The organism is Leptothermofonsia sp. ETS-13 (assembly GCF_049200465.1).
In the GTDB taxonomy this organism is placed as follows: Bacteria; Cyanobacteriota; Cyanobacteriia; order Leptolyngbyales; family Leptolyngbyaceae; genus Leptothermofonsia.
This window is the reverse complement of record NZ_CP120836.1, coordinates 1,359,428-1,371,824: the sequence shown is the minus strand read 5'-3', so window position 1 is coordinate 1,371,824 and position 12,397 is coordinate 1,359,428. Positions and strand designations below refer to the sequence as shown.

General features: G+C 50.6%; 10 protein-coding genes and 1 pseudogene. 1 reads left to right on the top strand and 10 read right to left on the bottom strand.

The window, feature by feature from the left end:
- Window positions 1-29: 29 nt before the first annotated feature.
- The 6 genes from P4D80_RS06210 to P4D80_RS06185 form a co-directional block, all read right to left on the bottom strand.
- A complete protein-coding gene (locus P4D80_RS06210) occupies window positions 30-2,021 on the bottom strand; it encodes a GAF domain-containing sensor histidine kinase (RefSeq protein WP_421658081.1) in 1,992 nt (663 codons plus the stop codon).
- 317 nt (window positions 2,022-2,338) lie between these two features.
- The gene (locus P4D80_RS06205; protein WP_421659494.1) at window positions 2,339-3,667 is read right to left on the bottom strand and encodes an IS4 family transposase; all 1,329 of its coding nucleotides are present in this window, start codon (window positions 3,665-3,667) and stop codon (window positions 2,339-2,341) included.
- A gap of 404 nt (window positions 3,668-4,071) precedes the next feature.
- Window positions 4,072-5,199: a geranylgeranyl reductase family protein gene (locus tag P4D80_RS06200; RefSeq protein ID WP_421658080.1), complete on the bottom strand. Its 1,128-nt coding sequence runs from the start codon at window positions 5,197-5,199 to the stop codon at window positions 4,072-4,074.
- Window positions 5,200-5,585: 386 nt separating this feature from the next.
- Window positions 5,586-6,212: a transposase gene (locus P4D80_RS06195; protein ID WP_421658079.1), complete on the bottom strand. Its 627-nt coding sequence runs from the start codon at window positions 6,210-6,212 to the stop codon at window positions 5,586-5,588.
- Complete coding sequence (locus P4D80_RS06190; RefSeq protein ID WP_421658078.1) at window positions 6,209-6,400, bottom strand: hypothetical protein; 192 nt, start codon at window positions 6,398-6,400, stop codon at window positions 6,209-6,211. Before P4D80_RS06190 ends, P4D80_RS06195 begins: the two co-directional genes overlap by 4 nt.
- Window positions 6,397-6,780 (bottom strand): helix-turn-helix domain-containing protein, encoded by a 384-nt coding sequence (locus P4D80_RS06185; RefSeq protein WP_421658077.1) that lies wholly within the window; start codon window positions 6,778-6,780, stop codon window positions 6,397-6,399. The genes P4D80_RS06190 and P4D80_RS06185 overlap by 4 nt, the downstream gene beginning before the upstream one ends.
- A 646-nt stretch (window positions 6,781-7,426) precedes the next feature.
- Here P4D80_RS06185 and P4D80_RS06180 point away from each other — a divergent pair.
- A complete protein-coding gene (locus P4D80_RS06180) occupies window positions 7,427-9,076 on the top strand; it encodes an ammonium transporter (protein WP_421658076.1) in 1,650 nt (549 codons plus the stop codon).
- Window positions 9,077-9,838: 762 nt separating this feature from the next.
- On the opposite strand, the gene P4D80_RS06175 is transcribed toward P4D80_RS06180, so the two are convergent.
- The 4 genes and pseudogenes from P4D80_RS06175 to P4D80_RS06160 form a co-directional block, all read right to left on the bottom strand.
- Window positions 9,839-9,910, bottom strand: coding sequence for a hypothetical protein (locus P4D80_RS06175; RefSeq protein ID WP_421659493.1), 72 nt, complete (start codon window positions 9,908-9,910; stop codon window positions 9,839-9,841).
- A gap of 268 nt (window positions 9,911-10,178) precedes the next feature.
- Entirely contained in the window at window positions 10,179-10,370 is a 192-nt protein-coding gene (locus tag P4D80_RS06170) for an ATP-binding protein (protein WP_421658074.1), read from the bottom strand.
- 377 nt (window positions 10,371-10,747) lie between these two features.
- The gene (locus tag P4D80_RS06165) at window positions 10,748-10,963 is read right to left on the bottom strand and encodes a hypothetical protein (protein ID WP_421658073.1); all 216 of its coding nucleotides are present in this window, start codon (window positions 10,961-10,963) and stop codon (window positions 10,748-10,750) included.
- Window positions 10,964-11,249: 286 nt separating this feature from the next.
- Window positions 11,250-12,386: pseudogene (locus tag P4D80_RS06160) on the bottom strand (IS3 family transposase).
- Window positions 12,387-12,397 lie beyond the last annotated feature (11 nt).

The window sequence follows — 12,397 nt, the reverse complement described above, 5'->3', positions numbered from 1 at the left end:
GTGGCGATGCTGGTTATGTGCCCCGCTCCCTACCTTGGCTGAAGGGGTAACTTAACTGTGAAGCAAGTCTGTCCAGAAGCACTGGTGGCTTGAATTGAACCCTTCAGACGATTGACCAACTGTTGCACTAAGGCCAAACCCAGGCCAGTCCCTCCTTGCTTCCAGGGATCGTTTCTGGGGATGCGGTAGAATTTGTCAAATATGCGAGACAGTTCATTGGTAGGGATATCCGAGCCAGAGTTGCAGACACTCAAAAAGAAGGCTTCTCCTTCTGCCCACACCTTTAGCTGGATTGGAGATCCAGAATCGCTGTGTTTGCAGGCATTGTTCAGCAGTTCCAGCAAGATTCGCTCCAGACTGGGAATATCACAAATGAGTAGAGGTAGTTGGGAAGCGTACTCGATCTGGAGAATTCTTTGCTGAAACTGAGTCTGTTTTTGCAGGGATTGTAGCCATTGAGTCAACCAGGGCTGGAGCTGAACTTCTGCGGGGTTGAGAGGTTGGTCGCCCGATTCTAATTGCTGTAGGCTGAGCAAATCGTTGATGAGCTCAATTTCCCGCTCACACAGGTCATGCAGGATCTTCAAGTAATCGAAGGTTTTCTTAGATAGGATGGAATGCTTTTTGAGAGACACCTCTAGCATCTGGATCGCCATTTTCATGCCTGCTAAGGGTGTCCGAAGTTCGTGGGATATGGTGCTGAGGAAGTCATCTTTAAGCTGATTGAGTTTTTCCAGGGCTTCCACCTGTGATTGAGAAGCTTCGTACAGTCTGGCCTGGCGAATAGCGATCGCACACTGGTTTGCCACTTGTTTAACCAGTTCGACTTCAGTATCACTAAAGATATGGTAAGTCTGGTCAATGACTGCCAGATAGCCAATGGCTCCCGGTTCAATGCCACAGGAGTTGGGGTTGCTGTCTTTCATGGGTTTGCAGGAGGCGGGGTCAAGGAAAATGGGGCAAAGGAGCTTGGCAGCAAAGCGATCAAATAGAGGTGGACAGGCCATGTCACCTGTTTCAGCCGTCTGCAAATAGGCAATCCGACCATTTTCGTAAGCTTCAAAATGCTGACCAGACAAGAGGCGATAGTGAACCCTGGGAGTGTCTGCCACTGCTAACGTCTGCCCGATCGCAGAGCCTAATTCCGCATGGGTAAATTCGCATTGAATCGTTGCATCTGTTCGATCAGAGTTGTAGAGAGCTGCACAGCAGTAGTCTACTTTGAGAACGCTGACTAACTCCCGTACTGCTGTTTGCAAAATTTGGTGCTCATCCAGGGAATCACGGATCCGATCAGTGATTCGCTTCAATACGGCGGCAAAGTCCAGGGATTGCTCCAGTTGCCGGGTTCGTTCCCGAATCTGCTGTTCCAGATTGGTATTTAACCGCTGCACTTGCTGATAAAGTTCTGACTGCTGAATGGCGATTGCCACCTGAGTCACCAGTTCTTGTAGCAGTTCCACCTCCAGGGGTTGCCACTTCCGGGGTTCTCTACAATGGTGGGCAATTAACACCCCCCAGAGCCTGTCTCCTGCCTGAATAATAGGCAGCACCAGATTGGCTCTAACCTGGTACTGTGTCAGCAAATCGACATGGCACCGAGTTAACCCTGCGGTGTTAATATCCTCAATGACTCGACTAAACTTTGCGATTCCCCCATTCTCATAGCTTTTTTCAAAGCAGGGGTCTTTGATAATTGTTCCCAGGATGGGGAGCCACCCCTCGCCGACTGACTCCACCACGATTACTCCACTCCAATTCGGCTCAAACCGTAGAATGATAACGCGATCAGTCTGAAGAAAGTGGCGCACATCTGCCACGGCTGTATCCAGGATTTCTTGTAAATCCTGGGATTGGTGAATCCTGCCGGTCATTTTGCTAATTAGATGTGCTCGTTCCCTCTGCCACTGAAGTTCACACATCTGTGCTTTGTCAACAGATGAAGGCTCTGCCACAGGTATCAATTGCACTGGCATCGATTCTGACTTGACCTGAAGGTTGCCAGGTGGGGGAGCTTGCATTGCAACGGTGATCCTAAATACAGACGGTTGTGTAATCACTAGGATTCCCAAAGCCACTGGGTATTAACCCGTGTTTTTAGGGTAAAAACCAGTACTTTACCCGAGGAACTTTGCAGAGTTATATCTATAGCTACCAAGCTTAGGACGGGGTACAGGGTTGGAACCCCTGGCTGAGGGCGAGGTCCCCACACCCCCCTTAAAGCCAATGTCCTAAGGAATGAGAGTTAAATAACTCCGAAAACCTCACCCCGCCTTTGGCACCCCTCTCCGACTCGGAGCTATCCATTACGCAAAAGTGAGCGGAAGCTTGATCAAGCTTAGGCTTTAGCCGCAAGTTGTGCTCCTTGGAGTAAGTGATGCAATACTCCAAGCCCTCGCCACAACCTTTTCAAGCCCGGCTCACCATCTGCCGTACGAGCTAGAAAACCTCCGAGTTGAGCAATCCAGCGTACGGCTTGACGAATCGTTGGCGGCTTTTTGGAGCGATTTTGGGGTTCAAACTTGCGGCGCAACAATTTCCATTCAACTGGCTGTAAGACTCTTTCACAGGAGTCATCCGGGCAGAGTCTAGCGCGGTAGACCAGCCTCATTAAGCGCCAGGCCACGATTGAGTAAGTCGCCAAGGCATTGAGCAAGCGCTGTGCGGTTTCCAGTTGCAAGGCTTCAATCCGACAGCCGCTTTTGAGGGTGAAATGAAATCGCTCAATCAACCATCTCAGGCTGTACCAACGCACACACCGCCAAGCCTGCTCGAGGCTGTCAATCGGTAGGGGCGTGAGCAGTAACCAACGAATAGGCTTACCCTCGGTTGGGACACTCGCTTCTTCGACGCGTAACACATTGAGGGTGACAGGCTGACACTGGTTGGGCCCTTTGTGAGGACGGGGCACCGCAATGGTCACTTGCATTCCCCGTAGGGTTAAGGTTGCCCGTCGCGCGGGGCGTTCGGGATTACGCTCGAGGTCTATTGTTTGTTGTCCCAGGATGGGCGCTTGTTCGAGCGTGGGAATCAAATAGTCCAACTCGTGCTGCACTTTGCGATTATGCTCAGCGCGAATCAGCAAGTGGCTATGAGCGCGTCGGGGCTGGACAAACAGGTCGTAAATATCGGCTTCTCGGTCGCCCACATGGACCAAACACATGGACTCGTCGATGCCCACTTCCGCCGCTCTAAGCGTGTCGAGCCAGCGTCCACTTTCCTTGTCACAGGTGGCCTTTTTCCGCCGCTCGTTCCGCTTGCCAGAACGCTCGTTGCGTGTCCAGGTGTGCTGGTGCAGTAGCCCCAACGGTTCACCGCCACCACTGACGGCAAAGCAGCTATGCACTTTAATGCCCTGTTGCTGGCTCTGATGGATAAAGCCTAATCCACTGGTTTGCTTCAACCCGCTGAAGTCTAAATCTGTCGTGTCCTGAATCGCCAACACCACCGCCTGCCCGTTGGCTCGCTCCACCACACTGACTCGATGACTCGCTAAAATCTGCTCTGGCTTCACCCGCTTGTTAGCCCAAAACCGATAGATACTTTGACTCTCAGATGCACTCGTACTCGCTTGCGGCACACTCTCAGTTGGATGTTGGGCGAAACGACGCACGATTTCTCGCAGGCGTTGCCCATGCCGAAAATCGCAAAAGGGATGGCTTTTAATCTCTTAGCGTGCCCAATCTTGCATCGGTCTCCGCTCCAAATAGTTCAACAGCTTGCCATTAGACTCTCACATCCGATTCCTCTAATCCATATCCTGTAACACTTCTACGTACTGGTGCCTAATGGATAGCAATCGGGGGGGGTTGGGGGAGAGGTCAGTTCACTCAAAGAAGGCGGTGTTATTACAAAGAATGCGGTGTTATTAAATCCATGATCCTAAACAACCTGGCGACAGCTATGATGTAGCGTGTACCAAGTGTCAGGATGAAAACGACGGTGTGAATCACTCCCCTTCGTGTTTACGCAATAGTCAACTTCTGGTGCATGCTAGCAGAAATAAGCTGCCAGTTTTGAGGGGACAGGGTAATGAGGTCTGCAACCCGTCAGAATTTTCCTGGCAGAACACTAACCCATACCTGGGATCAGTCCACCGCCCAGTTTTTTGATGGCAGCATTGGCGACATCGGCGTAGCGCAATTCTCCACAGAGGATTTGTCCAATCCGCTCAGTGGCGGCGGGGCGCTTCACTCCCATCTTGTAGCCAACTCCAGGAATCCGGTAGAACAGCCCTGCCAGCCGCTGGGCCCAGACCATATCTGTGCCCCACTCGTCGTTGATTACCTGGCTGTAAGCTTCCAGTGCATTCAGGTTCCCAGCCAGTGCCTGATCGATCGCTTCTGCCGCCTTTACCCCAGTAAACATGGAGGGACGAATGCCTTCTGCTGTAAAGGGATCCGCGACACAGGCCGCTTCTCCAGCAAGCACTGCACTTTGCGTGTGCAGTTTCTGATTCCCATCCCACAGGCAAATGGGATGAAGAAACTGCTGGTTTGTCTTTATATCCATCCCAAATTTTTGGGCATACTCGGCGAGCAATTTTTGTAGGTCTGTGGGCTCGCCGCCTCGAAATGTTGCCACCCCCAGAGAATATCCGTTTGACTTGGGAAAATTCCAGATGTAGCCGTTTTTCACCATGCCAAACTCAAAGTGAACATTGGCGGGATCTACACTGGACATGGTTGCTTCTAAGGAGGCTCCCAGACGATGTTTTGCCTCTTTGAAGCCCAGCCATTTGCGGGTCGGCCCCTTGGCTCCATCGGCGGCAATCACATAACGTCCGGTTACGGGGCCATTGACCGTGTTGACCTGCCAGCTATCGTTTTTAAACTCAATTCCTGTAGCTTCGGTATTATCCCGGAGTTCGGCTCCTTGCTTCTGAGCCTGCTGGACTAAGAAGTGATCAAACACATCGCGCCGCACCATCCACATCGGTTCTGAGGTTTGCAGCCGGGCATTGACTGGATCTTCTAGTTTCCAGGTGTAGCGGACATTTTCAACCTTGAGGTCAATGGCAGGGGAAAAGTCGAAGTCAAACCATTGGGCGATCGCAGGAGAAACTCCTCCACTGCAAGGTTTGTAACGAGGTAGAGCCTGCTTTTCTAGAATGAGCACCGAGCGCCCACGCTTAGCCAGATGGTACGCAGCGCTTGCCCCAGCGGGACCGGCTCCTACCACAATGCAGTCAAACATCATGCCAGATTTCTCCTTATCGGTATCACGCGAACCGCGTTTTACTTACGGCCTCAGACAATTTAACGTCCTCAGACAATTTAACAGCTATTGCCTGGGGAAACTACTGCTTCTGCTATTCGCTCATAAAAGCAACAAATGTGAAATGGAATGCTTGAAGAATCATTCAAATCACCGGTTAACGCTTTCCCGATTTGTTGGCTGGGTTAAGGGACAAAACCCAGTACCTGCATGAAATATGCCAGTGTTAACCTGGCCTACATTTGATTTCCTTGAAATAGGGAGTTATAGGGAATCAAGAGTTCAAGGAGTTAGAACAGTGTTTCCGGGACACACCCAGGACAGATCTATTTTTGACTATTACCCAGCGGCATAACAACACATAGCTGTCATGAGGTCAGAGGCTTGCCCGTATAGTTCCACTCGAAAGGTTTGGCCATGGTGCGATTGAAGTAGTCGATGAAGTCAAGAATCTTGGCGCTGAGCTGAGCTTGACTAGTGAAACTGGCCCGTCGCAGCCACTTGCGCCTGAGAATGGAGAACCAGATTTGGATTGGGTTGAGCCAGGAGCAATGCTTTGGGGTGAAATGTATGACCAGGCGGTGCTGTGGATTGCTCAAGAAAGCAGCCCGGGTGGCCATCGATTTCAGGATGCCGGATTTGCCTTTGCGCCCTAACGGCGGTGGTTCGGGTTCCAGGGCGACCGCCAGTGGCACCAGAGCTACCGATTGGTGGGTGTTGAGACAGTCCATGACCAGATGAATTTTAGGGGCATCGGTGACTTGGGCGAGTAGGGTGTCGAGATGAGCCGCTAAATCTTGCTCGGTTCGGGTGTCGCCCACAGTCGCCTGGTCAATGCGTCCAGTGGCGACATTCAAGGTGGCAATCAGGCTTTGGGTGCCATGACGCTGGTACTCAAATTCCACCCGCACACAGCGTCCGGGTTTCATCTCAATATCCGGTATCACGCGCTCCAAGGCTTGGATGCCCGTCATTTCATCAAGACTGTAGGTCATCTCCCCACGTTCGGCCCGCGCAGCCGCATTCGTAGACCTGGCAGATGTCTTGGACTTTGGTGGCAAAGTCCGGGTCGGGGATGAAGCCAGTAGGGACTCTGGTACGGTTTCAGTTCGGCTTCGGCTAACAAACGCCCGACAGGGCGACCACTGATCCGCGCCACAAGGCGCTTGTTTGACCAGTTCATCGGCTAACTCTGGAGGGTCCAGTGACTGATGGGGCGTCCAGAGTGCTCGGGCGGGGCACATGCGAGGGCATAGAGTTGAGTGATTTGCTCCAAGGTAAACGTGGCGGGGCACCGGGACGGGGGGCATCGGCTAAGCGCTCCGACACTGGCAACTCACAGGTCTGTAGCGCTTGCCAGCGCCGCCGCCAACAGCGATTCATCTGCTCCCCGATGCCGAGCTCTCGAGCAATCTGACCTTGGCTGTCTCCCTGGCTGGCACGCAGAATGATCTGCGCTCGCAATGCCAGTTGTTGGGGTGTACTCGGTCGCTTCACCAACCGCTCTAGTTCGCGACGCTCGGATTCACTCACAATCAGGGCGGGAAGGGCAGGACCAGGCATCAGACTCAATTCTCCAACACCGACTCCTTCAGGATATGCCCATTTCCGCCGCGCGGTACTAGTAGATCAAACTGAGGATGATTTCGGGGGTGGAGGGGGTGAAACCTACTACCTGGGGACATAGCCCCACTCCCCCTTCTTACAGTTAATTAAGGCTATATCTACTTAGAAAAAATAAAAAAATAGCCCCCAGGAGGTCTTTTGGGGGCTTTCGCTTAAGGAGTGATGAAGCGGATAGTACAAAAATACTATAACGGGATACTCCTGTCAATCGACTGCAATTTTTCCTGAGAATTACGACGCTTCTTACCTGGCCCCCTGAGCCTAAGTAAAGTTTTTTTGCTGCCTTGAAAGTTTCTTGATTCCACTTTCTGCATCCACTGCAAAAAGCAAAATAATGTATCCTTTGATACAGAATTAGATTCGTCAGAATTGATGGAATCTTTAGATACTTCACCTCTGTATTCTCCCCATTGCCCAACCGTAGAAAACTAGCTGAGACTGATCTGGCAGATTGCCCTCCGGTGACTCTCAGAGCCTTAGTTCCCAGGACTACGTACAGGCACCTGGGGCGTATACTTTCAATGTTTATTAATGACAGCCCCCATGACCCATTGAAACGTTCGTTCACTGAGGAATGTCCGGAATGATGTCTAAACTGATGCTTAAGAAGCAAACAAAACGTAGAAGGCGCAAGCCTTCCCTAAGGTTGGATCGCTTGAACCTGAAGCTTAGCAATTTTAAGTGGAACAACCAGTTTAAGTGGAACAACCAGTGGCTGAACCCCGATTGGTACGCCAGAAGGCTGGCACCTGGCTGGCAGGCTTGCATTCCCCTGGCTCTGTTGATTGTTTTGGGTTGGGGCTTTGCTGCCACTGCCCAGGATGCGCCCAAACTTGAAGATGTTGCCGCAACGACGGAAACTCTTAAGGTCGGACTCGATACACTATGGGTTCTGATTGCTGGCATGCTGGTGTTCTTCATGAATGCCGGTTTTTGTATGTTAGAAACTGGGTTCTGTCGTCAGAAAAATGCCGTTAACGTTCTTTCTAAGAACCTGATTGTATTTGCTCTTTCGACTATCGCTTTCTGGGTGCTTGGTTTTGGCCTGATGTTCAGTGAGGGCAACAACTTTATCGGTACTGGTGGATTCTTCCTTGCAGGCGCAGACAATAGCCCCACCACGGGAGACGCTTACCAAGGAATCTTTGGCCCAATTAGCTGGGCAGGGGTTCCTCTACTGGCTAAATTCTTCTTCCAACTGGTGTTTGCCGGAACGGCAGCAACCATCGTTTCCGGTGCAGTTGCTGAGCGAATCAAGTTTATCGACTTCCTGATCTTCAGCTTGCTACTGGTGGGGATAGCCTATCCCATCACCGGACACTGGATCTGGGGTGCGGGTTGGTTGGCAGACTTTGGATTTTGGGACTTCGCAGGTTCTACGGTGGTTCACTCTGTAGGTGGCTGGGCTGCCTTAACAGGAGCTGCTTTCCTGGGTCCCCGGCTTGGTAAATACAACGCCGATGGTTCTCCTAACGCTTTACCTGCTCACAATATGAGCATTGCAACCTTGGGCTGTTTGATTCTGTGGTTGGGCTGGTTTGGGTTCAACCCTGGCTCTACAATGGCTGTCGGCGATGGCTCTTTGATAGCTCACATTGCCATTACAACCAATACAGCAGCTGCCTTTGGTGGCCTGGCTGCAACCATTACGGCCTGGTTAGTACTGGGCAAGCCTGACTTGTCAATGATCATTAATGGGATTCTGGCTGGATTGGTTGGAATTACAGCTCCCTGTGCATTTGTGACTGTTCCTGCTTCTGCCATTATTGGTCTGGTCGCTGGTATCCTGATTGTCTTCTCTGTTGGCTTCTTTGACCGGATCAAGATTGATGATCCAGTCGGTGCAACCTCTGTTCACCTCGTTTGTGGTATCTGGGGAACGCTGGCAGTCGGTTTGTTTGCAGTCGGTCCAAGTGAAGCGCAAGGTGCTCTTTATAGTGCTGGTCCTGCGGCTGGTCTGTTTGCAGGTGGTGGCATTAACCAACTGTGGATTCAGTTTGTTGGAGTCGTTGCGGTTGGTGCGTTTACTGTTATTCTGACCAGCATTTTCTGGGTAATACTCAAGGCTATTTTGGGTATCCGAGTTTCTGAAGAAGAGGAACTGCTGGGTCTGGATATTGGCGAGCACGGGATGGAAGCCTATGCCGGATTTGTTAAGGAGGCCAGTGGCCCTGCTGCAGGTTCCGCTAGTATAGAAGGTGACATTATCGCCAGCCGAGGCACAGGTTACTAGTACAGCAAAACGAAAGTTTTGTTGGGGGTGCAGAGGTTTCACCCCTACTTAGGGACGGAGCCCCCAAACCCCGATGTTGCAAAATTTATTGCAACACTAATCCACTACTACGTTCGTCGTGTGCCAGCTTGGACATAGTTCGCTGTCCTGAGCCCAATTATGGACTATATTGATTGAGAAAGGATTCTCTTACAGAGCCTCTCAATCTCACGACTGATTACTGATTTAGGACTGCTATGGATAGGAAATGGATAGATGGGCGATGTCCTGTCTATCCATTTATCGCTTTTACTGGCGGAACGAGGACAATTTTCGCCCCTTCCCCCTTCTGGCTTCTGGCTTCTAATTCCTGATTCTCTAGTTTCATTCATGCTGCTATAGCGGTTTTCATTTGAATGAGGTATGGGGGTGTGAGGTACAGTGAGGGTGCTTTGCACCCTCACTGTACCTCACACCCTTGAAAAGGGCTATACCCCTCTTTGGTCATTCTAGGGGGATGAAAAGATGAGTTGTAAGTTGAGCCAATGCACAAGTGGACAAACAAACTGATTCATCTGGTGCATCAATTGCTTAAATTCAACTTCTGCTGTATTTTCACAACTTCGGCAGGGTATTCACACTAACTTCGGCACCCTAATCTCATCCAACTTCGGCAGGTGTGAATCCATAGAAATAATGGTGTGTGAGATCGCATCAACACTAACGTCAATTACCCAAATCGAAACAAAACTTTCGATTGAGAACGCATTAAGCACTCTCCAGTTACGGCTGAATTTTACTGGTGAGTTGACGCATCGACTCGCCTTTGAGAACCAAGCAGAGTGAGTCATGCACAATGCGGTCGAGAATGGCATCGGCTAAGGTCGGGTCTTGAATCTGCTGATGCTAATGGTTGACTGGAAGTTGGGTGGCAAATAAAGACGAGGCTTTGCGATAACGCAAAGCTAACAGGTCAAGCAGGTCACGAGCGTCTTGCGGAAACAGTGGGTCTCTCAACCAATCATCAAGAATGAGTAGACCGAAGCTGGCTAGTAGTCCGTCAGGGTAGATTTGAAGGGTAGCTCAAATCTATAAAATCCATTTACAGGGTGTTTTGAGGGTTTCAACCCCTCAAAACAGTCTTGACAGCAAAACCGAATACGGTCGTGAACAGTTGGGCTTGCTTGAGGCGGTGCTGCAGGCGTTGCTGGGCACGCCGATAATGTTCCTGTTCAACCAGCAGAGAGAAGCGTTCATCAAAACTGAGGTCATGGTAGGTCGGAGTCGAGTGTTGTTTACTCCAGGCTTCAAGCATGCCGCTCAAGCGGAGGGTTTTGAGTTGTTCAACAGTAGATGGATTTATGAACGATAGGATTAGCGATAATACTGGGAGCCTCGGACATTGGGATGTTGCGTTACCGCAAACGGTAGAACCAGTTCGCTTAGAGGAGCCTAGTCGAGTTGGGTTTCTAAAATGGTGCGAATGCGACATAACTCCACCAACCCAAAAGCATTGGCACGACGGCAGGCAGATTCTAGTCAGCAAGAGGGATAGCGTTGGGATAGGCGTTGCAGTCCTTTGAGGCTGTGAAACGCTTGTTCTTCATGCGCTTTGCTATTAAAGATGGCTTGCACCTGAGCTTTGGTGTGCGCTCCAATCCGTTCTGTCCAAGCTAAAAAGCGTTCTTTTGCCTATTGCTTGTACGCCAAATGCTCTGGTGGCATGGGTTCGGGCACAGTGGTGTGACGATAGCGGATACGAGAATGTTCATGAGCGGCCATCCGCTGGTGCTGGTGAAACCCCTCAGCCAACTGCTCACTCACTTTGACCTGTACCGCCTGAGTCACCAGCGTGTAAGGCACGGAATCATAGTGGTGCTCAACCTCAATGGGATAATCGACGTTCACTGCGGCATGCTTTCAGTGTTCGAAGACAAAGGGATAAGCAGGCGAGGGCTTGGCTGCCATCCGCAATAATCCTCCTTGTTGGTTTGCTTTGCCCATCCCCTATACTCGCATTGTGAGCACCAGTGTAGTGTAGTCAAGGGTGTCGAGAACTTAAGTGAGAATTACCTGTCCAGGTTAGTGAAAATTTGCACCAGTTGAAACAAATCCACGGTTGAATGGTCAATCGCAGTGAAGTGAACCCTTAGATTCGGACAGAAGATCGAAGACTTTAAGGAAGTTTTTTCTTTTATATCACATTCTTCTTTTGTTGTTCATGCCATCTCTTTTCATATTCATCTGGTGTTAGATATCCTAATGACGAATGTATTCTCTTGTTCATATATACATTCTCAAAAACTGCTCAATCTGTTCATACGCTTCTGTGAAATTGCGATACTCTGACAAGTCAACTTCTTCCTCTTTGATCGTTCTCATCAGTCGCTCTGCATACCCGTTCTGCCATGCCTGCCCCACTTCCGCCATGCTTAGCTTAACCCCGTGCTGTTGCAGCAATCTTACATACTCGTTTGCCGCATACTGCACGCCCTGATCGGTATGATGGATTTCCGGTCGTCCCTCACTAGCCCCTTGTTCAAGGCAGTGATCGTTAAGCTCACATCCATGCTTCTTGCCAAATGCCAACCCCGAATGTTGCGCGTAAACACATCCATCAACACAGCCAAATACACAAACTCCTGTTGCAGCCTGATGTATGTAATATCTCCCACCCAAACCTGATCCGGTCGCTCGATCGCTAAATTCATTACCAGGTTGGGATACCGCTTGAATTCGTGGTTGCTGTTGGTGGTGCGTTTTCGCTTGACCGGAGGTTCGCCCGCCAATCCTAACTCCCGCATCAATCGAGCTACCCGCTTGTGGTTGACCTCATGTCCCTGTCGTTTCAGCATTGCGGTGATGCGACGATAGCCATATGTTGGGTGTTGCCCACAGAGCTTGACGATGGCAGTTTTGATCTCGATTTCGTCTTTTGCAGGCTGTGGTTCGTAGTAGACCTGACTGCGCGGGTAGTTCAACACCTCACATACTGTTGCAATGGGATACGTCTGGCTGAAGTGCATTACCGCCTCCCGTTTTTGTCCAGGCTCAAGTAACTCGATGCTTTTTTTGCAATCTCAAGCTGTACCGTCAACTGTCCCACCAGTCGCTCTAGCTCAGCGATCTTCTGTTCCTGCTCACTGCCCGCTTCACCCCGCTCAAAAATGCTCGGTGCTTGTTCCAGAAATTCTTTGCGCCAGCGGTTCAGTACATTCGCGTTCAATTTGTGCGCTCGACACAAATCGCTCGATGTTTTCTCGCCACTGAGCACTTGCAGGACGACTTTTGCTTTGAATTCTGCGCTGTATTGACGACGCTTTGCTGCCATAATTGCCCCTC

Excerpts from the sequence above, each read along its gene's own strand:
- P4D80_RS06190 (WP_421658078.1), bottom strand. The coding sequence starts at position 6,400 with ATGAACTGGTCAAACAAGCGCCTTGTGGCGCGGATCAGTGGTCGCCCT.
- P4D80_RS06195 (WP_421658079.1), bottom strand. The coding sequence starts at position 6,212 with ATGACCTACAGTCTTGATGAAATGACGGGCATCCAAGCCTTGGAGCGC.
- P4D80_RS06170 (WP_421658074.1), bottom strand. The coding sequence starts at position 10,370 with ATGCTTGAAGCCTGGAGTAAACAACACTCGACTCCGACCTACCATGAC.
- P4D80_RS06180 (WP_421658076.1), top strand. The coding sequence starts at position 7,427 with ATGATGTCTAAACTGATGCTTAAGAAGCAAACAAAACGTAGAAGGCGC.
- P4D80_RS06185 (WP_421658077.1), bottom strand. The coding sequence starts at position 6,780 with ATGCCTGGTCCTGCCCTTCCCGCCCTGATTGTGAGTGAATCCGAGCGT.
- P4D80_RS06200 (WP_421658080.1), bottom strand. The coding sequence starts at position 5,199 with ATGATGTTTGACTGCATTGTGGTAGGAGCCGGTCCCGCTGGGGCAAGC.
- P4D80_RS06210 (WP_421658081.1), bottom strand. The coding sequence starts at position 2,021 with ATGCAAGCTCCCCCACCTGGCAACCTTCAGGTCAAGTCAGAATCGATG.